Source organism: Burkholderia sp. BCC1996 (assembly GCF_905339955.1).
Lineage (GTDB): Bacteria > Pseudomonadota > Gammaproteobacteria > Burkholderiales > Burkholderiaceae > Burkholderia.
The window spans coordinates 156,516-177,478 of the sequence record NZ_CAJPHM010000003.1 but is presented as its reverse complement, the minus strand read 5'-3'; the positions used below and the strand labels follow the sequence as shown (position 1 = coordinate 177,478).

Annotated in this window: 16 protein-coding genes; 3 read left to right on the top strand and 13 right to left on the bottom strand. The window is 69.2% G+C overall.

Going from position 1 to position 20,963, the window contains the following annotated elements; genetic code table 11:
• Positions 1-83 precede the first annotated feature (83 nt).
• Entirely contained in the window at positions 84-1,751 is a 1,668-nt protein-coding gene (locus U4Z64_RS05025) for a Na+/H+ antiporter (RefSeq protein ID WP_044846172.1), read from the bottom strand.
• Between the two features lie 291 nt (positions 1,752-2,042).
• Here U4Z64_RS05025 and U4Z64_RS05020 point away from each other — a divergent pair, with 291 nt between their 5' ends.
• Entirely contained in the window at positions 2,043-3,329 is a 1,287-nt protein-coding gene (locus tag U4Z64_RS05020) for an EAL domain-containing protein (RefSeq protein WP_321819387.1), read from the top strand.
• A 77-nt stretch (positions 3,330-3,406) separates the two neighbouring features.
• Positions 3,407-4,132: a copper homeostasis protein CutC gene (locus U4Z64_RS05015; protein ID WP_044846174.1), complete on the top strand. Its 726-nt coding sequence runs from the start codon at positions 3,407-3,409 to the stop codon at positions 4,130-4,132.
• A 187-nt stretch (positions 4,133-4,319) separates the two neighbouring features.
• On the opposite strand, the gene bioB is transcribed toward U4Z64_RS05015, so the two are convergent.
• The 9 genes from bioB to aceK form a co-directional block, all read right to left on the bottom strand.
• Positions 4,320-5,339 (bottom strand): biotin synthase BioB, encoded by a 1,020-nt coding sequence (gene bioB / locus U4Z64_RS05010; RefSeq protein WP_321806758.1) that lies wholly within the window; start codon positions 5,337-5,339, stop codon positions 4,320-4,322.
• Positions 5,340-5,375: 36 nt separating this feature from the next.
• Positions 5,376-6,095: a dethiobiotin synthase gene (gene bioD / locus U4Z64_RS05005; protein ID WP_321819386.1), complete on the bottom strand. Its 720-nt coding sequence runs from the start codon at positions 6,093-6,095 to the stop codon at positions 5,376-5,378.
• The gene (gene bioF / locus U4Z64_RS05000; RefSeq protein WP_321819385.1) at positions 6,092-7,303 is read right to left on the bottom strand and encodes an 8-amino-7-oxononanoate synthase; all 1,212 of its coding nucleotides are present in this window, start codon (positions 7,301-7,303) and stop codon (positions 6,092-6,094) included. Before bioF ends, bioD begins: the two co-directional genes overlap by 4 nt.
• Complete coding sequence (bioA, locus tag U4Z64_RS04995; protein WP_321819384.1) at positions 7,303-8,646, bottom strand: adenosylmethionine--8-amino-7-oxononanoate transaminase; 1,344 nt, start codon at positions 8,644-8,646, stop codon at positions 7,303-7,305. The genes bioF and bioA overlap by 1 nt, the downstream gene beginning before the upstream one ends.
• Positions 8,647-9,342: 696 nt before the next feature.
• Complete coding sequence (locus U4Z64_RS04990; protein WP_321819383.1) at positions 9,343-10,602, bottom strand: dienelactone hydrolase family protein; 1,260 nt, start codon at positions 10,600-10,602, stop codon at positions 9,343-9,345.
• Between the two features lie 107 nt (positions 10,603-10,709).
• A complete protein-coding gene (locus U4Z64_RS04985) occupies positions 10,710-11,147 on the bottom strand; it encodes a YchJ family protein (RefSeq protein WP_321819382.1) in 438 nt (145 codons plus the stop codon).
• A gap of 39 nt (positions 11,148-11,186) precedes the next feature.
• The gene (locus U4Z64_RS04980) at positions 11,187-11,864 is read right to left on the bottom strand and encodes an SDR family oxidoreductase (RefSeq protein WP_044846181.1); all 678 of its coding nucleotides are present in this window, start codon (positions 11,862-11,864) and stop codon (positions 11,187-11,189) included.
• Positions 11,865-12,107: 243 nt separating this feature from the next.
• Positions 12,108-12,875 (bottom strand): carbonate dehydratase, encoded by a 768-nt coding sequence (gene can, locus U4Z64_RS04975; RefSeq protein WP_321800628.1) that lies wholly within the window; start codon positions 12,873-12,875, stop codon positions 12,108-12,110.
• Positions 12,876-12,937: 62 nt separating this feature from the next.
• Positions 12,938-14,758, bottom strand: coding sequence for a bifunctional isocitrate dehydrogenase kinase/phosphatase (aceK, locus tag U4Z64_RS04970; protein ID WP_321819381.1), 1,821 nt, complete (start codon positions 14,756-14,758; stop codon positions 12,938-12,940).
• A 331-nt stretch (positions 14,759-15,089) separates the two neighbouring features.
• Here aceK and U4Z64_RS04965 point away from each other — a divergent pair, with 331 nt between their 5' ends.
• Positions 15,090-16,166 (top strand): MBL fold metallo-hydrolase, encoded by a 1,077-nt coding sequence (locus tag U4Z64_RS04965; RefSeq protein WP_044846184.1) that lies wholly within the window; start codon positions 15,090-15,092, stop codon positions 16,164-16,166.
• A gap of 175 nt (positions 16,167-16,341) precedes the next feature.
• On the opposite strand, the gene U4Z64_RS04960 is transcribed toward U4Z64_RS04965, so the two are convergent.
• From U4Z64_RS04960 to U4Z64_RS04950, 3 genes are all read right to left on the bottom strand, one after another.
• Positions 16,342-17,982, bottom strand: a complete 1,641-nt coding sequence (locus U4Z64_RS04960; RefSeq protein WP_321819380.1) for an ABC-F family ATP-binding cassette domain-containing protein — start codon at positions 17,980-17,982, stop codon at positions 16,342-16,344.
• Between the two features lie 191 nt (positions 17,983-18,173).
• Positions 18,174-19,769 (bottom strand): ABC transporter substrate-binding protein, encoded by a 1,596-nt coding sequence (locus U4Z64_RS04955; RefSeq protein WP_321819379.1) that lies wholly within the window; start codon positions 19,767-19,769, stop codon positions 18,174-18,176.
• Between the two features lie 405 nt (positions 19,770-20,174).
• Complete coding sequence (locus U4Z64_RS04950) at positions 20,175-20,948, bottom strand: SDR family oxidoreductase (RefSeq protein WP_044846187.1); 774 nt, start codon at positions 20,946-20,948, stop codon at positions 20,175-20,177.
• Positions 20,949-20,963 lie beyond the last annotated feature (15 nt).

The following is a 20,963-nucleotide window of genomic DNA, read 5'->3' as shown; positions in this document are numbered from 1 at the left end:
CGGCGGGCGGATGTGAAAACGGCGACGCTCGTGCGTCGCCGTTTTTTTTGAGCGGCCGTGCGATCGCACCGCGGCGCAGCCGCTCAGACGAGTCCTTTCTTGCGCGTCGACAGCGCCGTTTCCGACAGGTCGATCTCGCGGATCAGCTTCGTCAGCGTCTCGTCGGAAATCCTGCTTTCGCTGCGCAGCCGGTACAGCACCGAACGTTCCGCGCGCACCGCCGCGATCCGCATCTGCAGTTCCATCGTCTCCGCCTGCTTGGCTTGCGCGCGCGGGGTCGGGCCGTCGTCGGCGAGCGCGGCGAGGCGGCGGCGGTACTGGTCCATCACGCGCGCCGAGATGTCCGCGCAGCGCGCGGCGCCCGATTCGTCGAGATCGGCCGAGATCGCGTCGTGCGACGAGTCGATCGCGCGGATCGCGGCCTGCGCGGCGGCCGCGCGCGCGGTGCGCTCCTCGTCGGCGAGCGGGTTGCGCGTCGAGCGCACGCCGCGCAGCAGCAGCGGCAGGCCGATCACCGCGACGATCAGCGAACCGAGAATCACCGCCGATGCGACGAAGATCGCGGTGTCGCGCCCGGGCAGCGGCGCGCCGTCGGACAGCGCGACGGGGATCGACAGCACGCCCGCGAGCGTGACCGCGCCGCGCACGCCGCCGACCGTCATCACCGCGATCGTGCGCACGCCGGCCATCGTGCCCGCGAGGCCCTGGCGCGCGGCGCGGCGGCTCGCGATCCAGCGCAGCAGCCAGACCCACAGGAAGCGGATCGCATACAGCGCGATCATCATCGCGCACACGTTGAAGATCATCCGGCCGACGAGCGCGTCGCTCGTGTGGTGTGCGTCGACGAGCGCACGGCCGATGATGTGCGGCAACTGCAGCCCGAGCATGATGAACACCATGCCGTTGAACACGAACTCGATCATCGCCCACGTGCTTTCGGCCCGCACGCGCGACGCGACGGTGCTTTTGCGGGAGAAGCTCGTGTAGTTCATCATCATCCCGGCCGACACGGCCGCGAGCACGCCCGACAGGTCGAGATGCTCGGCGAACAGATAGGCGGCGAACGGCACGAGCAGCGTCATCACGATGCCGGGGGCCGGATCGCCTTCCTGCTCGGCGTTCAGGAAGCGCGTCGACAGCGCGCTGAATCCCCACGACACGAGCGCGCCCGTCGCGAGCCCGCCGGCGGCGACGATCACGAACGTGATCGACGCATCGCGCAGCGAGAACATGCCGGTGAGCGCGGCCGCGACCGCGAACTTCAGCGCGACGAGGCCCGACGCGTCGTTCATCAGCGCCTCGCCTTCGAGGATGTGCATCAGTTGCGGCGGGATCCGCCCCTTGCCGGCGATGCCCGACAGCGCGACCGCGTCGGTGGGCGACAGCACGGCCGCGAGCGCGAACGCGATCGGCAGCGGCAACTCGGGTATCAGCCAGTGCGCGAAGTAGCCGACTGCGAGTACCGTCATGAACACGAGCCCGAACGCGAGCATCAGGATCGCGCGGCGCTGCAGGTACAGCTCGCGTTTCGGAATCCGCCAGCCGTCCGCGAACAGCAGCGGCGGAATGAACAGCAGCATGAAGATTTCGGGATCGAACGTGACGTGCAGGTTCAGCTTCGGCCACGCGAGCATCGCGCCGAACGCGATCTGCATCAGCGGCAGCGGAAGCTGCAACGGCAGGATGCGTGTGACCGCGCCGGACAGCGCGACGGTCAGCAGCAGGATCAGGACTGTGAAGACGATTTCCATCGAGACGGCGATTGCGGAGAATGAAACGACCGTACGGAGTTTAGCGTGACGACGCGGCGGGTGCGTTCGAGTGCGCCGGTGCGCATGCACGTGAACGGTGCATCCGGCCTGCGCCATGCTGGTGCGGCGGCGCCGCACGCAGGCGCGGCGCGCGTGTTCGGCCCTTGCACGGACCTTGCTTGATGCTTGCCTACCGTCCGGCACCGGCCGGACAACCGAGGATTCCACCATGACATTGCGCGCGCCGTCTCAACCAACCGCCGCGTTCGGCTGCATCACCAGGAGGGCGCCATGACGATCGCGCAACAGGAGCGTCCGGCCACCGCATCGCCGTATCGTTTCGAGCGGGAGATGAGCTCCGGCCTCGAGCGCCTGGCGACGCAGCATCACGACTTGTCGCTCACGACCGTGTTCCAGCCGATCTTCAGCCTGTCGCACCAGCGCGCGGTGGGCTACGAGGCGCTGCTGCGCGCGCATGACGCGCTCGACCGCGCGGTGTCGCCGCTCGACGTGTTCGGCGAGGCCGCGCGCCAGGGCGAGTTGCTGCAGCTCGACCGGCTCGCGCAGGCGCTGCATCTCGAGAACTTCGCGCTGCTCGGCGCCGAGCGCGACTGGCTGTTCCTCAACGTGCATCCGGGCGTGCTGACCGACCCGTTCCAGGCCGCCGCGCTATTCGCGAACCTGAAGCGGATCGGCATGCCGCCGCGCCGCGTCGTGCTCGAAGTGCTCGAACAGCGCGCGGAAGACGTCGAGCGGCTCGCCGAGGCCGTGCGCGAATTCCGCGCGCAGGGTTTCCTGATCGCGCTCGACGATTTCGGCGCCGGACACTCGAACCTCGAGCGGATCTGGCAGCTGAACCCGGACATCGTGAAGCTCGACCGGATCATGCTGTCCCACGCCGCGCACCGCACGGGGCTCACCGCGATCCTGCACGGGCTCGTCACGCTGCTGCACGAGGCCGGCAAGCTGGTGCTCGTCGAGGGGATCGAGACCGAGCACGACGCGCAGATCGCGCTGTCGTGCGAGGCCGATTTCGTGCAGGGCTATTTCTTCGGCCGCCCGGCCCCCGGGCTACCTGACAGCGCGGCCGCGACCGGTTGCATCGGCGAGCTGACCGAGCGCTTTCGCCAGCAGACCGAAGCGCGCGAGCGGCGCGACGCGCAGCGGCTCGCGCCATACCTGCGCGCGTTCGAGCGCGCGGCCGAGCGGGTGGCGGCCGGCGAGCCGCTCGACGAGGTGTGCTGGAACTTCCTCGCGCTCGACGATGCCGCGCGCTGCTTCCTGCTCGACGCGCGCGGCCGGCAGGCCGGCCGCAACGTCGTGCTGCGCGCGGACCGCGCGCTCGCCGAGGCGCGCTTCTCGCCGCTGTCGGATGCGCAAGGTGCGAACTGGCTGCGCCGGCCGTATTTCCGCACGGCGATCGCCGAGCCCGGACGCGTGCAGGTGACGCGCCCGTACCTGTCGATCAACGAGGCGCAGCCGTGCGTGACGCTGTCGGTGGCGGTGCGCATCGGCGATGCGCAGCACGTGCTGTGCGGCGATATCGACTGGATCGACGAGGAAGCGGGCGGCGCATAGCGACGGCCGGCATGCTGGCGCGGTTCATGCCGCTCGGCTAGGATGCGCGAATTGTCCTGACGATTCGCGAGCCGCCGATGAACCGCACCGCCGCTTCCTCCGTTCTCCTCGAAGTGATCGCCACCACCGTCGGCGACGCGAAGGCCGCTGCCCGCGCGGGCGCCGACCGGCTCGAGCTCGTGACCGCGATCAGCGAAGGCGGGCTCACGCCGAGCGTCGGCCTGATCGAGGCCGTCGTGGCCGCCGTGGCGATCCCGGTGAACGTGATCGTGCGCCCGCACAGCCGCGCGTTCGTCTACGACGCCGACGACCTGCGCGTGATCGAGCGCGACGTGCGCGCGGCCGTCGCGGCTGGTGCGAACGGCGTCGTGTTCGGCGCGCTCGATGCGCGCGGCGACGTCGATCTCGATGCGCTCCAGCGCATCGCGGCGGCCGCGGACGGGCGCGACCTGACGTTCCATCGCGCGTTCGACGTGTCGCGCGACCTCAATGCCGCGTTCGACGCGCTGCTGCGCGTGCCGGCTGTCACGTCGGTGCTGACCTCGGGCGGCCATCCGTCGGTGCTCGACGCGGTCGCGACGATCACGCGGCTGGTGCGCCAGGCGGCAGGCTCGACCTGCACGGTGCTGGCCGGCTCGGGCCTCACGATCGACGCGGTCGGCGATTTCGTTCGCGCGACCGGCGTGCGCGCGGTGCACTTCGGCTCGGGCGTGCGGCCGCGCGGCGAGGTGCTGGCGCCGGTCGACGAACAGCGCGTCGCGCGCGTGCGCGCGGCGCTCGACGGCGCGGCCGCACACGTGTGACGCGCGGGCGGAAGTTGCGCCGAAGCGCACGCCGACGGGCGGGCTCGACGCTTCGATCCGGCACGCGGGCAAGACCGCGATGCGCGACGCGCAGGCCGGCCCGGCGCAGACGATCGGACGAAAAAAAACCGGGGCATGCCCCGGTTTTTTTGTCTGCAACCTTCGCCGAACGACGCGAGGCCGGCGCTTACGCGTTCTCCGCCAGCGCGTCGGCCTGGCTCGCGCGGATGCCGAGGCGCTCGAACAGCGCGCGGTCGCGCTGCGTCTGCGGGTTGCTCGTGGTCAGCAGCTGGTCGCCGTAGAACATCGAGTTCGCGCCCGCGAGGAAGCACATCGCCTGCATCGCGTCGTCGAGCTGCTCGCGGCCGGCCGACAGCCGTACGACGGCCTTCGGCATCGTGATGCGCGCGACCGCGATCGTGCGCACGAACTCGAACGGGTCGAGCGGTGCGGTGCCTTCGAGCGGCGTGCCCTCGATCGCGACGAGGTTGTTGATCGGCACCGACTCCGGATACGGGTTCAGGTTCGCGAGCTGCGAGATCAGGCCCGCGCGTTCACGGCGCGATTCGCCCATCCCGATGATGCCGCCGCAGCACACGTTGATGCCCGCGTCGCGCACGCGGTCGAGCGTGTCGAGACGATCCTGGTAGGTGCGCGTCGAGATCACCTGGCCGTAGAACTCCGGCGACGTGTCGAGGTTGTGGTTGTAGTAGTCGAGGCCCGCGTCGGCGAGTTCCTTGGCCTGCTCGTCCTCCAGCATGCCGAGCGTCATGCAGGTCTCGAGGCCCAGTTCCTTCACGCCGCGCACCATCTCGGTCAGCGCCGGCATGTGGCGCTCCTTCGGGTTGCGCCATGCGGCGCCCATGCAGAAGCGGCTCGCGCCATTCGCCTTGGCCGCGCGCGCGGCATCGAGCACCGTGTCGACGTCCATCAGCTTCTCGGCCTTCAGGCCCGTCTCGTGGTGCGACGACTGCGAGCAGTAGCCGCAATCCTCCTCGCAACCGCCCGTCTTGATCGACAGCAGCGTCGACAGTTGCACCGCGTTCGCGTCGAAGTGCTCGCGATGCACCTGCTGCGCGCGGAACATCAGGTCGTTGAACGGCAGCTCGAACAGCGCGACGACGTCGGCGACGCGCCAGCGCTGCGGCGCCGGAGCGGCCACGGGGATCGCGTCGGGTTGCACGGCGGCGGTCTGGGCTTGGGTCATGGTGGTTTTCCTGTCGTGAATGCGGGGATCGGGGCGTCAATGCTGCGCGCGGCGCAGCGTGTCGACGAGCGCGGCGATGTCGAGCATCGCCGCGGCGGATTCGGGGGCGGCCGGCGCCAAGTGCGCGATGCGGCCGAGGAGCGGCGCGCGATGTTCGCGCGCAAGCCAGTCGCGGATCGTCGCGACGTTCTCGTCGGCGTACGACATTGCCGGGTCGACGTGGTTCGCGACCCAGCCGGCGAGCGTGAGGCCGCGCTGGCGAATCGCGTCGGCCGTCAGCAGCGCGTGGCTGATGCAGCCGAGCCGCATGCCGACCACGAGCACGACCGGCAGGCCGAGCGCGACCGCGAGATCGGCCGTGTCCTGCGTGTCGTTCAGCGGCACGCGGAAGCCGCCGACGCCTTCGACGACGACGACGTCCGCGCGCGTGAGCGCCTCGCGGTGGCTCGCGACGATCGTGTCGAGGTCGATCGTCACGCCTTCCTGCGCGGCGACGATGTGCGGCGCGGCCGGCGCCTTCAGCAGGAACGGCGTGCGCAGCTCGGGCGGCAGCGCGACGTTCGCGGCCGCGTCGAGCTGGTCGGCGTCCTCGTTGCGCCAGACGCCGTCGCGTTCAACCGCACCGGCGGCGACGGGCTTCAGCGCGGCCGCGCGCAGGCCGTGACGTGCGAAGCCGTGCAGCATCGCGGCCGACACGAAGGTCTTGCCGATCTCGGTGTCGGTGCCGGTGACGAAGAGGGAAAGCGGTGCGTTCATGCGGTTTGCTCGCTGGCTTCGATGAGTGCAGTTTCCAGCCGCGCGAGATCGTCGAACGAATGCGCGGCCGACAGCGAGATGCGCAGCCGCGACGTGCCGGCGGGCACCGTCGGCGGCCGGATCGCGGGCACCCACAGGCCGTGCGCGTCGAGCGAACGCATCGCCGCGATCGTCGCGTCGTTGCTGCCGATCACGAGCGGCTGCACGGCCGTGTGCGAGTCGACCGGCTGCCAGCGTGTCATGCGCAGCAGCGCGCGCGTGCGCTCGATCAGCGCGGCGAGGTGCGCGCGTCGCGCATCGCCTTCGTCGCCGGCGATCACCTTCAGGCTTGCCGATACCGCATGCGCGACCGCGGGCGGCGCCGCCGTCGTGAAGATGTAGCTGCGCGCGCGCTGGATCATCCATTCGATCACGGTCTCGTGCGCGATGACGAACGCGCCTGCGACGCCGGCGGCCTTGCCGAGCGTGCCGACGTACACGAGGTTCGGCGAGCGCAGCGCGGCGGCCGCGAGCGCGCCGCGGCCCTGCGGGCCCAGCACGCCGAAGCCGTGCGCGTCGTCGACGACGAGCCACGCGCCGTGGCGTTCGGCCAGCGCGACGAGTTCGGCGAGCGGCGCGAGGTCGCCGTCCATGCTGAACACCGTATCGCTGACGATCAGCTTCGTGTCGGCGTCCGACGCATCGAGCAGCGCGGCGAGCGCCGCCATGTCCGCATGCGGATAGACCTGCACGTTCGCGCGCGACAGCCGGATCCCGTCGATCAGCGACGCGTGGTTCAGCGCGTCGGAGAAGATCGTCGCGTGTTTGCCGGTGAGGGCCGTCATCGCGGCGAGGTTCGCCATGTAGCCGGTGCTGAAGTACAGCGCGCGCGGTGCATCGGAGAAGCCGCCCGCGAAGCCGGCGAGCTCGTCCTCGAGCGTCGCGTGCGCGCGCGAATGGCCGCCGAGCAGATGCGAGCCGCCGCTCCCGGAGCCGTAGCGCCGCGCGCCTTCCGCGAACGCGGCGACGAGCGCCGGATGTGCGGCGAGGCCGAGATAGTCGTTGCTCGCGAAGCCGACGATGTCGCGGCCGTCGACGCGCATGTGTGCGTCGCACGCGGTGTCGGCGGTGCGGCGCACGCGGCGCAGGCCCTGCGCATCGAGTTCGGCGAGGCCACGCTGCAGCGTGTCGAGCAGCGGCGTGGTCGTTTTCGGTGACGGCTGTTTCATCACGCCGCCTCCGCGAGTGTCGCGTCGAGCGTGTCGCGCGTGCGTTGTGCGAGCCACGCGATGTCGTCGTCGCTCATCACGTACGGGGGCATCAGGTACACGGTCGTGCCGATCGGGCGCAGCAGCAGTTCGCGTTCGAGCGCGCGCTCGAAGAAGCGTCGCGAGAAGCCGCGTGCCGCGTCGCCGTCGAGCGCGACGTCGAGCGCGAACAGCGTGCCGCGCTCGCGCAGGTGACGCACCTGCGGGTGCGCGCCGAGCGGCGCGAGCGCGGCGCGCATCGCGGCCGACTTGCGCGCGTTGGCGGCGAGCACGTCGTCGCGCGCGAACAGGTCGAGCGTCGCGACGGCCGCGCGGCACGCGAGCGGGTTGCCGGTGTACGAATGCGAATGCAGGAAGCCGCGCGTGGTGTCGTCGTCGTAGAACGCCGCGAACACGTCGTCGCGCGTGAGCACGAGCGACAGCGGCAGGTAGCCGCCGCTGATGCCTTTCGACAGGCACAGGAAATCGGGCCACACGCCGGCCTGCTCGCACGCGAAGAAGGTGCCGGTGCGGCCGCAGCCGACCGCGATCTCGTCGGCGATCAGGTGCACGCCGAATTCGTCGCACAGCGCGCGCAGCCCGCGCACGTACGACGGATCGTGCATCGCCATGCCGGCCGCGCATTGCACGAGCGGCTCGACGATCAGCGCGGCGATCCGGTCGGCGCGTTCGGCGAACAGGCGCCGCACGTCGTCGAGCGCGCGGCCCGCGACGTCGGCGGCCGTCTCGCCCGGCAGCGCGCCGCGCGCGTCGGGCGACGCGACCACGTGCGCGTTGCGGATCAGCGGGTCGTACGCGTCCTTGAACAGCGCGACGTCGGTCACGCCGAGCGCGCCGATGGTCTCGCCGTGATAGCTGTTCGCGACGCACACGAACTCGCGCTTGTCCGCGCGGCCGCGGTTGCGCCACGCGTGGAAGCTCATCTTCAGCGCGATCTCGACCGCCGACGCGCCGTCCGACGCGAAGAACGCATGGCCGAGCGTGCGCGCGGTGAGCGCGTGCAGCCGCTCGGCGAGCTCGATCGCCGGCTCGTGCGTGCAGCCGGCGAGCATCGCGTGCTCGAGCGTGTCGAGCTGGTCCTTCAGCGCCGCGTTGATGTCCGGGTTCGCGTGGCCGAACAGGTTCACCCACCACGAGCTGATCGCGTCGAAGTAACGGCGGCCGTCGCGGTCGTACAGCCACAGGCCCGCGCCGCGCGCGACGGGAATGAGCGGCAGGCGCTCGTGGTGCTTCATCTGGGTGCAGGGATGCCAGACCGCGCGCAGGCTGCGCGCGACCCAGTCATCGGTGGCTGGCGTACTCAAGGCGACTCCGGGGAGTAAAACGGCGGCGGGTACGAACGGCATACCGCGCGGCGACAGACGGAAAACGCGCTGAGATTAGCGTGTTCCGCCGCGCGTTGCACTACCGGTTACAAACACCGCAAAGCCTTGCCGGGTGGGAGTTCGGCGCAGATCCGGGGTGCTCGGGACGGTACGCGCCAGATGCCCCGAAATGACCGCAGATGACGACGTTCGAGTGACACCCCCCGACAGAAAAAATCGTCGGGCAGGCGGGCGCGGGAGGGGTGAAAAAATCGGGGCGGGAAGGGAAAGGGGTGCGAAGTGTGGCGCAATGCGACCGGCGACCGGCGACCGGCGACCGGCGACCGGCGACCGGCGACCTGCGAATGGCGAATGGCGAATGGCGAATGGCGACTAGCGACTAGCGACTAGCGACTAGCGACAGGCGACAGGCGACAGGCGACAGGCGACCGGCGACCGGCGACCGGCGACCGGCAAATGGTGCGTTGAATCAGGCGCCGCTCGCGTTCGGACAAGGCGGGAAAAGTCCCGCAAAGGCTCTCAGCGGATGTTACGAGCGGGGTGCTCAGCCCGCGGACTCACAAGAGCGCGAGAACGGGCATGCGAACGCCGTTGCGGACCGCGCGCTCACGAAACGGAAGAGGGGAAAGAGACGCGGGTAGACCGCGATCCTGACGCGCGTCGCGACCGCGCGCGTCAGCGCGAAGCCAGTGCGCGCGCGTCGGCGTCGCCGTTGTCGGCCGTCTGCGTCGCGTTCGCGTTCCACACGACGCGGTCGTTGACCGCATACAGCTTGCATGCGCCTGCGCCCTGCTTCGAGCAGTTGTCGAGCGCGAGCGCCATCGGATCGTCGCCGCCTTCGGCCCACGACCACGCGCCTTCAGCCGACACCGCGAATGCACGGCTCGGATGCTGGCTCAGGAAACGGCGATAGCCTTCGCGGCCGGCTGCGTCGAGGAACGGCACCGCCTCGACCGCATCGATCGACGCATAGCCGGTCGCATTCGGCTCGTGCGGGTTCGCGACCGCATAGCGCACCGAGGTCGGCAGGTTCAGTTCCGCGAGGAACGCATGCACGGCCGGCCACCACACGGGCACGCCGTCGCGATCGACGATCAGCCGGTGCGCGTCGTCCTTGTAGCGGCCGAAATCGATGAACTGCGCCTGCGTGCCGTGCGACACGTAGGCGTCGTGCATCTGCGCGACGAGCGCGGGCGTCCACACCGAATCGTTGTCGCCGTACAGCCACAGCGACCGCACGGCCGTATGCGCGCCGTACTGGTCGAACGCGTCGACGAGATTGCGCTGCCAGCCGTCGCAGAGGTCCTGGCGCAGCCCGCCGGAGAAGTTGATGATGCCGCGCACGCCGGGCGCCGCCTCGGTGCCGTATGCGACCGACACGAGGCCGCCGTGCGACGTGCCCGCGACGACGATGCGCGACGCATCGATGTACGACTGACGCGACATGTAGCGGACCGTCGCGTCGACGTCGGCGGCCTGCACGAGGCCGTTCTTGCCGACGTTGCAGCCTTCCTGCTGGTACGCGCCGCCCGAACCGGCGAAGCCCTGGCGGTTCGGCGCGATGACCGCATAGCCGCGGCGCACGAATTCACGCGCGAACGCGAGCGGCCGGCTGCGCGGCTGCTGGTGAAGATCGCCGGTGTTCTTGCCGTGGTTGAAGACGACGAGCGGGAACGGGCCGGGGCCGTTCGGCTTGAACAGCGTGGCCTCGAGCATCACGGCGCCCGAAGCATCGGCCGGAATGCTGACGATTTGTTCGTTGAGGTTCGCGGCGACCTGCGGGAGGCCCGAATCGCCGTAATCGAAGCGCTCGGCATGGGCGAGCGAGCCGCTGGCCGTGGCCGCGCCAGATTGCGCGCTCGGCGCCGTACCGGCCTGAGCGGCCGACAGCGCGCAGGCCGCCATCCATCCCACCAATACCTTGCTGAACGCCATTCGTAAGCCCTGCCATGCAACATGACCAATCTGACGGCCATCCTAGCCCGACAAATTCAGGTTGTGCAATGCGGGAATTACCCGGCGTCTGACATGGCAACTATTTGTCAGCGTTCACTTACTTCGCCGTCGACATAACGCCAGAAACCGTGCTCGTCGCGTGTGAAACGACTCGTCTCGTGGAGCCGGTACGCCCGCCCGCCGACCTTGTAGCGGGCCACGAATTCGACCTCCGCGTGCTGTTCGTCGAGCCGGGCATGGCGTTTGACGGCGAGGCCGAGCCAGCGAGGCGCGTCGGGCGCATTCGGGTCCGCATCGAGATCGGCCGGGCAGGTGCGCGCGTCCCAGGTCGCGCGCAGGTAGTCGGTCGCGCCGAGCACGTACGCGCTGTACCGCGAGCGCATCAATTCGAGCGCGGTCGACGCGGCTTCGCCGCCGTCGATGAAGCGGCCGCAACAGGCCGCATAGCGTGGCGCCGGGGCTTTGCCGGCAGGGACGGGGGACGCGCCGCCGCACGGGCACGCGTCAGGTCGGTTCAAAATCATGCGATTCGGGAATTAACGACGCCGGGTTGTCATGCCGGCTCACCAGCTGAGCTCGACGCCGTCGTACTGGAAGAAACGGCCGTTGGCCTGCGACACGTCCGCGCCGGCTTCCGCGATCACGCGGCGCATGCCGGTCACGCTGGTCTCCGGATCGATCGCGGCCTGCGCGCCGCCCATGTCGGTGCGCACCCAGCCGGGATGGAGGGAGATGCAGGCGGCGTGGCGCGTCTGCAGCGATGCGATGCGCAGCACGTCGTTCAGCGCGGCCTTGCTCGCGCGGTACAGCCAGCCGGTCGTGCCGGTCGCCTCGGCGATGCTGCCCATCCGGCTCGAGACCACCGCCAGCACGCCGCGCGCGTCCTCGACGAGCGGCAGCAGGATCGGCAGCAGTTGCATCGGCCCGCGCACGTTCGTATGCATCACCGTGTCGAAATCCTCGGCGCCGATCGTTTCGACCCCTTCGGTGCGCGGCCCGTACACGCCCGACACCAGCACCGCCGCGTCGAGCCGTTCGCCGTCGAGCTTCCAGCCGAGCGCCGCGATCTGTTCGGGCTGCGCGATGTCGAGCGCATGCGCGTGCGCGCCGCGTTCGCGCAGTGCGGCGAGCGATGCGTCGTCGCGCGCGGTCGCGATCACGTTCCAGCCGTCGCGCCGGTATTGCCGGACGAATTCGCGTCCGAGGCCGCGCGATGCGCCGACGATCAGTACGGTTTTCATGTTCGCCGCTCCTTTGCATTGCACCGCCGTCGCGGCAGTGCCGGTGTCAGACCAGTTCGACGGCCGTCGCGGCCGCATGAGCGCCGTCGCGCCGGCTGGCGTGTGCGCACGGCGCACCCGTCGGGCGACGGGATGCAGGGGGCGCGGCCCCGCCATCATGATGCGCCTTCAGCCGGATGGCGCGCGGCGGGGCGCTGGCGTGCCGCGCCCGCGTGGCCGCGCGCGTCGGCTACTTCGAGTCGGTTACTTCGCGTCGTCGCACGGCTTCAGCGTGTCGGCGACCGCCTGCGCGACGTCGTCGAGCCGCGCGGCGTCCGCCGCGACCATGTCGTTGTCGGGCGCGTGCTGGCCGCGCGCAGTCAGCGCCGCGACGCAGCGCTTGTAGGTTGCATCCAGCGCGTCGAAGCTCGACACGGCCATCCCGAGGTTGCGCATCCGCCCGTCGTGCACGCCGTACACGAGCCCGTGCACGGTGAGCGACTGGCCGCGCGCCCACGCGTCGTTGACGATCGTCGTGCGGCATACGTTGACGACCTGCTCGATCGAGTTCAGCTCGATCAGGCGGCGATAGCGCGCTTCGCCGACCGGCCATTCGTCGAGCAGTGCGGCGTGGCGTTCGCGCACGTCCTGCACGTGATGCAGCCAGTTGTCCGCGAGGCCGACGCGGCGGTTGTGCAGCGCCGCGTTCACGCCCGAGCAGCCGTAGTGGCCGACGACCATGATGTGCTTCACGCGCAGGATGTCGACCGCGAACTGGATCACCGACAGGCAGTTCAGGTCGCTGTGCACGACGACGTTCGCGATGTTACGGTGCACGAACACTTCGCCCGGCGGCAGGCCGATGATCTGGTTCGCGGGCACGCGCGAATCCGAGCAGCCGATCCACAGATATTCCGGCGCCTGCTGGTCGGCGAGACGCGCGAAGAAATCGGGATCGTCGGCGAGCTGGCGCTTGACCCAGGCGTCGTTGTTGTCGAACAGGTGTGAAAGCGGATTGTCTTGGGTATTCATCGGTGTGGATTCCGTTGGCGGAAGTCAGGTCGATAACGGGTTTGGTTCGATCGGACGGTGCGTCAGGCGGCGCGCTGTGCGTCGCTTGCGACGTCACCGGCGTCCGGCGTCGTGTCGAAGCGCTCGGGGTAGCGCACGCTGAAGCGCAGCGACACGTCGTACGGGTAAAAATCGGGCAACTCGCCCTGCAGCAGCTTGTCCTTGCTGGCCTGCCACAGCGCGGGTTCGAAAAAGTCCGCGTGATGCTTCATGAAGACCGTCCGCACGCGCGGGTCGCCGAGCAGGAACGGTCCGTAGGTTTCCGGAAAGATGTCGTGCGGGCCGACGGTATACCACGGTTCGCCGGACAGCTCGTCTTCCTCGTTGCGCGGCGGCGGCACGCGCCGCACGTTGCAGTCGGTCAGGTACTCGATCTCGTCGTAGTCGTAGAACACGACGCGGCCGTGGCGCGTGACGCCGAAGTTCTTGTAAAGCATGTCGCCGGGGAAGATGTTGGCCTTCATCAACTCCTTCACCGCGTTGCCGTACTCCTTCACGCCGTGCTCGACGTCCGCGTCGGTGCCGTTCTGCAGGTACAGGTTGAGCGGCGTCATGCGGCGCTCGATGTACAGGTGCTTGATCACGAGGTTGTCGTCCTCGTATTCGAGCAGCGACGGCACTTCCTTTTCCAGCTCGCGCACGAGCGCATGGTCGAGCCGCGACAGCGGCAGCGCGACGCTCGAATACTCGAGCGTATCGGCCATCCGCCCGAGACGGTCGTGGCGCTTCACGAGCTGGTACTTCTCCATGATCTGCGCGCGCGTCGTTTCCTTCGGCGGCGGGAACTGATCCTTGATGATCTTGAACACGTACGGGAACGACGGCAGCGTGAACACGAGCATCACGAGGCCCTTGATCCCGGGCGCGATGATGAAGCGGTCGCTCGAATGCGACAGGTGGTGCAGCAGGTCGCGGTAGAACAGGTTCTTGCCCTGCTTCTGCAGGCCGACCGACGTGTAGATCTCGGCCTTCGGCTTGCCCGGCATGATCGTGCAGAGAAAATCCACGTACGCGGACGGCACGCCCATGTCGACGAGGAAATACGAGTGCGAGAAGCTGAAGATGATCTGCAGCAGGTCGCGGCGCAGCAGCACGGTGTCGAGCGCGAGCAGGCCCGGGCGCACGTGGCGGATCGGCACCGCGAACGGCAGCACGCGATCGGCGTTGATGATGCGGCCGACGATGTACGCGCTCTTGTTGCGGAAGAACAGCGACGACAGCACGTGGATCTGGAAATTCGGCGCGGCGTCGAACTGGCCGAATTCGTCGCTGATCGCCTGCATCACGCAGCCGATGTCGCGCGTGAGATCCTCGAACGGCGGCTCGAGCTGGAAGTTCGTGACGATGCGCTCGAGCGTGGCCGCGAGCCCGTCGGTGCCCGGGTAGTACGCGCGATAGGTCGGCTTCGCGGCCGGCTCGTCGTTCTCGAGGTATTCGGTCGAGATCGCGGGCCGCACGAAGATGAAATCGTTGCTGAAATACGAGCGGTGCAGGATCTTGCAGCACACCGAATTGAAGAACGTTTCCGCGCACTCGGGCTGGCGGTGCGACGTGAGCAGGCCGATGTAGTGCAGCTTGATCTGCTGCCACACCTCGTCGTCGATGTTCTCCGCGTCGTATTCGTCCTCCAGCAGCTCGACGCACTCCTGGACGCGATCGTCGTACGACGTGATCCGCTCGCGCGCGAGCCGCTGCAGGCCGTGCCAGTCGGCGCGCTCGAATAGCGTCTTCGCCTCGACGGCGGCTTCCCGGAAGATCCGGTAGTGGCGGTCGAAGTATTCGAGCATCGTCTGCGCGACGTCGAAGCCGATTTGCGACGACAGCAGTTTGGGGAAGTGATTCATCGCGTGCAGGCTCGTTGAAGAGGGGCTGTAAGCACTCGCCATTTTAGCGCCCAAGTCGGCGTTTCAATGACTTTCGGGGTCCGGCGCCCAAGCGCCGTCAATGGGCGGGTTGCTCGCCGTTGCACGCCGTTCGGTGCATCTTCGCGTAAAGATACGGGTACGGAACCGATTCTGGCACGAACTTTTTTTGACCGTCCGGCGCGCGCCGGCACGCGTTTCGCGTGACGGCGATAGAATCGACGCGATGCCCGCCGCGGCATGCCGCGCGCACCTGCACTTGCATTCGCGCCCGCACCCGCATTCGCACCGATAACGACGAGACACCCCACCGATGAACGCACTGGAACACCAACTCGACTATCCCTTCGCCGACACGCTGCCCGCCGCGGGCGACACGTTCGAGGTCGCGCCCGGCGTGCGCTGGCTGCGCATGCCGCTGCCGTTTTCGCTCGATCACATCAATCTCTGGCTGCTGCGCGACGAGATCGACGGACAGGCCGGCTGGACGATCGTCGACTGCGGTATCTCGTCGGATGCGATCCGTACGCACTGGGAACAGATCTTCGACACGCATCTCGACGGGCTGCCGGTGCTGCGCGTGCTCGTCACGCATTGCCATCCCGATCACTTCGGCCTCGCGAACTGGATCTGCGAAGGCGGCGACCGGCGCCGCTGGAACGTGCGGCTGTGGATGACGCTCGGCGAATACATGTTCGGCTGCCTGATGGCGGCCGGCAACGGCTCGAATGCCGGCGGCGCGGCCGCCGCCGATCACTTCGCGCGTCACGGGCTGACCGATCCGGCCGCGCTCGACAAGCTGCGCAACCGTCGCAGCTATTACTCGGACCTCGTGCCGGCCGTGCCGCCGCGCTACCGGCGCCTGCGCGAAGGCGACCCGGTGACGATCGGCGCGCGCACGTGGCGCGTCGTCACCGGCTACGGCCATTCGCCTGAACATTGCGCGCTCTACAGCGAAGCGGACGGCGTGCTGATCTCCGGCGACATGGTGCTGCCGCGCATCTCGACCAACGTGTCCGTGTTCGATCTCGAACCGGAAGCGAACCCGCTCGCGCTGTACCTCGAATCGCTCGGCCGCTACGAGACGATGGCGCCCGACACGCTCGTGCTGCCGTCGCACGGCAAGCCGTTCCGCGGCGTGCGCACCCGCATCGCGCAACTGCGCGCGCACCACGACGCGCGGCTCGACGAAGTGCGCGTCGCCTGCGCGGAGAAGCCGGCGAGCGCCGCCGACATCGTGCCGATCATGTTCCGCCGCCGCGAGCTCGACATCCATCAGATGACGTTCGCGCTCGGCGAGGCGCTCGCGCACCTGAACCTGCTGTGGCTCGCGGGCGAGCTCGTGCGCGAGCAGGGCGACGACGGCGTGATTCGCTTCGCGCGGGCCTGAGCGCTGCCGGCCCGACGTTCCCTCGTTTTCAGCGTTCAACCCGGTCCGTGCCGTTCCAACAACGCGAAATCCGTCGTCCCGATCGGCAAAGGCCTGCTCGAATCGGAGCGGCTCGTCAGGCAGCGGTTCGTCGAATCGGACATCACGCGAAACGACGAACGACCGTGAGCGTCAATCACGCGACGGGTTCGTAACGCCACCCGTCGCGCTGCCATTGCATCGTGTGCGTCGGCGCGAGCGCTGCGAGAAACGCGGCGTCGTGCGACGCGACCACGAGCGCACCGGGGAAGCCGGCCAGCGCGGCTTCGATCGCGCGCACCGATTCGAGATCGAGGTGATTGGTCGGCTCGTCGAGCAGCAGCAGCTGCGCGGGTATGGCGCGCCACAATGCGCACGCGAGCGCGGCTTTCAACCGCTCGCCGCCGCTCAGACGCTGCACCGGCTGCGTCGCGCGCGCGGCATCGAGCTGCAGCAGCGCGAGCCGGCTGCGCAGCTCGCCTTCGGTGAGCGGCGTAGCGAGGCTGCCCAGCTGTTCGACGATCGAGCGCTCGGGATCGAGCAGCGCGAGCCGCTGGTCGAGATACGCGGCGCTCACGTGCGTCGCGCAGGCGCCCGAGCGCGGCGCGAGTTCGCCGGCGAGCATGCGCAGCAGCGTCGATTTTCCGCAGCCGTTCGGGCCCGTCAGCGCGATGCGCACCGGGCCGCTGGCCGACCACGTGATCGCGTCCGCGCGCCCGGCGGTGCGCCACGGCAGTCGGGCGCGCTCGAGCGTGAACAGCTGGCGGCGCGCGCTGACCTCGGTGCCCGGCAGCGACACGAGCACCGGCGCGTCGGCTTCGACGCGCGCGGCTGCGTCCTGCACGCGTTCGTCGAGCGTCGCCTTGAACGCGCTCTGGTCGCGGCGCACCTGCCCCATGATGTTGCGCGCGGCGCCCTTGCGTCGCTGCTTCGCGCCCGACGACAGGTTGGCCGTCTTCGCATCGCGCAGCGAGCCGGCCGCGTGGCGCTGGATCGTGTCGTGTTCCTGTTCGAGCCGGCGCCTGGCGCGCCCGCGCTCGGTGCGCGCATGCTCGAGCGCGGCCTGCGCGGCATCCTGTTCCGCGTCGCGTTGCGCGCGATACAGCGCATAGTTGCCGCCGTAGGTACGCACGCCGTGCGGCGTCAGCTCGACGATGCGCTGCACGTGCGCGAGCAGCGCGCGGTCATGGCTGACGATCACGATGCCGCCGCGCCAGCCGTCGAGCGCCGTGCGCAGCCACGCGCGGCCCGGCGCGTCGAGGTGGTTGGTCGGTTCGTCTAGCACCAGCAGCCCGGCCTCCGACAGCAACGCGCCGATCAGCGCGACGCGCGCCATCTGGCCGCCGCTCAACGCATGTGCCGGTGTATCGGCGCGCACGTCGTGCAGGCCGGCTGCGTCGAGCGCCGCGCGCAGCCGCTCGGCGAGGTCCCAGCGATCGCCGATCAGGTCGAAGTCGTGTGCGCTCGCGCGGCCGTCCGCGAGGCGCGCGAGGGCCGCGAGCGGCGCATCGAGCGCGGCGATGGCCGCGACGGTCTGCGTGCCGGCCGGTGCGTCGTCGTGCTGCTGCGCGACGTAGGCGACCGACGTCTGCCGGTCGATCGCGCCCGCGCTCGGCGTGCGCCGGCCGGCGATCAGTTGCGCGAGCAGGCTCTCGCCGGCGCCGTTGCGGCCGACGATGCCCGTCGGCGTGCGGTCGATGGAAAGGTCGAGCGAATCGAACAGCGTGACGCCGTCGTCGAAGCGGAAGGAAACGTGATGAAGCGCGACGAGCGCGCCGGTCGGCGTGGCAGCAGCCATAAGCACCTCCGAAAATGCGTGAAACCCTTCGCGCGCGGCGTGCGAGGCACGGCGGCGAAAACATTTTTGGAAGGCTTAGTTGTTCACTTCGGCTGGCGTCCGGTATGAGGAATGAGCGCGCAGTGTAGCAAGCGCGGCGCGCGGGCCGCAAGCGACGGGCCGGGGCGCCGTCGCTTGCGCGCCACGCGCGGTTACTGCATGGCGACTGCCGCGAAGTTCTGCCGGCCGAACGGGCTGACGTGATAGCCGCTCACGTTCGAACGCGTGAGCGCGGCCGCGGTCGGGTAGCCGAGCGGAATCCACAGCGCCTCGTCGTGGATGATCTTCTGCGCCGATTCGTACAGCTTCGCGCGCTTGCCCTGGTCGGCGGTCGACTTGCCGTCGGCGATCAGCTTGTCGAGCTGCGCGTCGCAGAAGCGCGCGAAGTTGATGCCCGACTTCACCGCGTTGCAGCTGAACAGCGGCGACAGGTAGTTGTCCGGATCGCCGTTGTCGCCGGCCCAGCCCATGAACAGCATGTCATGCTGGCCGAGCTTCGCCTGCTTGATCAGCTCGCCCCACTCGATCACCTTCACCTCGGCCTTCACGCCGATCTTCGCGAGGTCGGCCTGCAGCAGTTCCGCGCCGGCCTTCGGGTTCGGGTTCAGCACGCTGCCGGTCGGGCGCGTCCAGATCGTCGTCGAGAAGCCGTTCGGGAATCCGGCCGACGCGAGCAGTTGCTTCGCCTTCGCGGGATCGTACGCATACGGCGCGACGTCCTTCGCGTAGCTCCACGTGTTCGGCGGATACGGGTTGTTCGCGGCCGTCGCCGTGTTGTCGAACACCACCTTCAGGTAGGTCGAGCGATCGAACGCGAGGTTCAGCGCCTCGCGCACCTTGTCGTTGTCGAGCGGCTTCTTCTGCGTGTTCAGCGCGACGAACGCGGTCATGAACGCGGGCGTCTGCACGACCTTCAGCGCGCCTTCGCCCTTCGCGGCGAGCACGTCCTGCGGTTTCGGCGACAGCGCGATCTGGCATTCGCCGGCCTTCACCTTCTGCATGCGCACCGACGGGTCGGGCGTGATCGCGTAGATCAGCCGGTCGACCTTCGGCTTCGCGCCCCAGTAAGCCGGGTTCACGTCGTAGCGGATCAGCGCGTCCTTCGTGTAGCTCTTCAGCACGAACGGGCCGGTGCCGATCGGCTTCGCGTTCAGGTCGGCCTGCTTGCCTGCCTTCAGCAGCTGGTCCGCGTATTCGGCCGAGTAGATCGACGCGAAGCCCATCGTCAGGATCGGCACGAACGTCGCGTTCGGCTCGTTCAGCACGAACTTCACCGTGTTGTCGTCGACCTTCGTGACCGACTTCACGAGTTTCACGAGGCCCATCGACTGCGCGTGCGGGAAGCCGCTCGCGCCGGCCACCTTGTGCCACGGGTTCGCATCGTCGAGCATCCGCGAGAACGTGAACACGACGTCGTCCGCGTTCAGCGGGCGGCCCGGCTTGAAGTAGTCGGTGGTCTGGAACGCGACGTTCGGGCGCAGATGGAACGTGTACGTGAGGCCGTCGGCGCTCGCTTCCCATTTTTCGGCGAGCGCGGGCACGACCTTCTTCGCCGCTTCGTCGTACGACACGAGCGTGTTGAAGATCACGTCGGCCGATGCGTTGGTCGTGACGAGCGAGTTGTACTGCACGACGTCGAAGCCGTCCGGGCTCGATTCCGTGCAGACGGTGAGCGGCTTGGCGGCGGCGAGGCCGGGGGTGGCGAGGGCGGCGGCGACGGCGGCCGCGGCGAACAGCTTGACGTGCATAGGTTCTCCCACGTTGCTTGTGATTTTTGCTGGGTGTCGGAATGCGGGCGTGGCCCGGTAACAGGCGGGGCCGGCGCGGCTGGCGGATAGCATACCGTCAAAGCGCGCGGTGCGTGAAAAAAGGCGCCGGAACGCAGCGAATTGAGCGAGAAACGGCTGCGTTCGCGACGGAATGCGTGCTGGGGCGGCGCAGCGGCGGGGAGATGAGACAGGCGCGACGGCGAACGACCGGCAGCCGAGATTGGGGGGGGCGGGGAGAGCGCAGGCCAAAGCGGATCGGCGAGGATCGGTGCCGATCGACGCGAATCGGCCGAATCGCCGAATCACCGAATCACCAGAATCGCCGCGCCGGCTGCGGCGAGTCGTGTGGAAGGAGGAGCGGTGCGTGCGACGTTGGCGCCGCACTCAATGCGCGCCGGCCTTCGGCTTGCGTGGTGCCTTCTCGAACAGGCGGTCGTAGAGCCAGCGCGGCAGCACGTGCAGCACCTTCGCGACGACGCCCATCTGCCACGGAATCACGCGGAACGCGTGCTGCCGCGCGATCGCGCGCGCGGCGCGGGCCGCGAAGCGGTCGGCGTCCATCAGGAACGGCATCCGGTACGGGTTGTGCGCGGTCATCGGCGTGCGGATGTAGCCGGGCGCGATCGTCACGACGCCGACACCGGCCGGGCGCAGTTCGACGCGCAGCGCCTCGAGATACTTGATCGCGGCCGATTTGGACGCGCTGTACGCGCCGGAGCCGGGCAGGCCGCGCACGCCGGCGACGCTCGCGACGCCGACCAGCGTGCCGTGGCGCGCGGCCGTCATCGGGCCGACGAACGGCTCGAACGTCGCGACCATCCCGTAGTAGTTGATGTCCATCACGTTGCGGAACGTGGCGAGATCGCCCTGGCCCGTGACGGCGCCCTGGCTGATGCCCGCGTTCGCGATCACGACGTCGGGGCAGCCGTGCGCGGCGATGAACGACGCGGCGGCCGTCGCGAGCGCGTCGGCGTCGCGCACGTCGGCGGAATAGACGGAGACGGACAGCTTGGGAAAGCGTCGCGCGAACGCATCGAGGGCATCGGTGCGGCGCGCGACGAGGGCGAGCGTGGCGCCCTGGCGGGCGTATTCCTCGGCCATCGCGAGGCCGAGCCCGCTCGACGCGCCGGTGATGAAGACCTTCAGCGGAGTAGTCATGCCGGCGCGCGGGCG

Excerpts from the sequence above, each read along its gene's own strand:
- U4Z64_RS05025 (WP_044846172.1), bottom strand. The coding sequence starts at position 1,751 with ATGGAAATCGTCTTCACAGTCCTGATCCTGCTGCTGACCGTCGCGCTG.
- U4Z64_RS05020 (WP_321819387.1), top strand. The coding sequence starts at position 2,043 with ATGACGATCGCGCAACAGGAGCGTCCGGCCACCGCATCGCCGTATCGT.
- U4Z64_RS05015 (WP_044846174.1), top strand. The coding sequence starts at position 3,407 with ATGAACCGCACCGCCGCTTCCTCCGTTCTCCTCGAAGTGATCGCCACC.
- bioB (WP_321806758.1), bottom strand. The coding sequence starts at position 5,339 with ATGACCCAAGCCCAGACCGCCGCCGTGCAACCCGACGCGATCCCCGTG.
- bioD (WP_321819386.1), bottom strand. The coding sequence starts at position 6,095 with ATGAACGCACCGCTTTCCCTCTTCGTCACCGGCACCGACACCGAGATC.
- bioF (WP_321819385.1), bottom strand. The coding sequence starts at position 7,303 with ATGAAACAGCCGTCACCGAAAACGACCACGCCGCTGCTCGACACGCTG.
- U4Z64_RS04990 (WP_321819383.1), bottom strand. The coding sequence starts at position 10,602 with ATGGCGTTCAGCAAGGTATTGGTGGGATGGATGGCGGCCTGCGCGCTG.
- U4Z64_RS04985 (WP_321819382.1), bottom strand. The coding sequence starts at position 11,147 with ATGATTTTGAACCGACCTGACGCGTGCCCGTGCGGCGGCGCGTCCCCC.
- U4Z64_RS04980 (WP_044846181.1), bottom strand. The coding sequence starts at position 11,864 with ATGAAAACCGTACTGATCGTCGGCGCATCGCGCGGCCTCGGACGCGAA.
- can (WP_321800628.1), bottom strand. The coding sequence starts at position 12,875 with ATGAATACCCAAGACAATCCGCTTTCACACCTGTTCGACAACAACGAC.
- aceK (WP_321819381.1), bottom strand. The coding sequence starts at position 14,758 with ATGAATCACTTCCCCAAACTGCTGTCGTCGCAAATCGGCTTCGACGTC.
- U4Z64_RS04965 (WP_044846184.1), top strand. The coding sequence starts at position 15,090 with ATGAACGCACTGGAACACCAACTCGACTATCCCTTCGCCGACACGCTG.
- U4Z64_RS04960 (WP_321819380.1), bottom strand. The coding sequence starts at position 17,982 with ATGGCTGCTGCCACGCCGACCGGCGCGCTCGTCGCGCTTCATCACGTT.
- U4Z64_RS04955 (WP_321819379.1), bottom strand. The coding sequence starts at position 19,769 with ATGCACGTCAAGCTGTTCGCCGCGGCCGCCGTCGCCGCCGCCCTCGCC.
- U4Z64_RS04950 (WP_044846187.1), bottom strand. The coding sequence starts at position 20,948 with ATGACTACTCCGCTGAAGGTCTTCATCACCGGCGCGTCGAGCGGGCTC.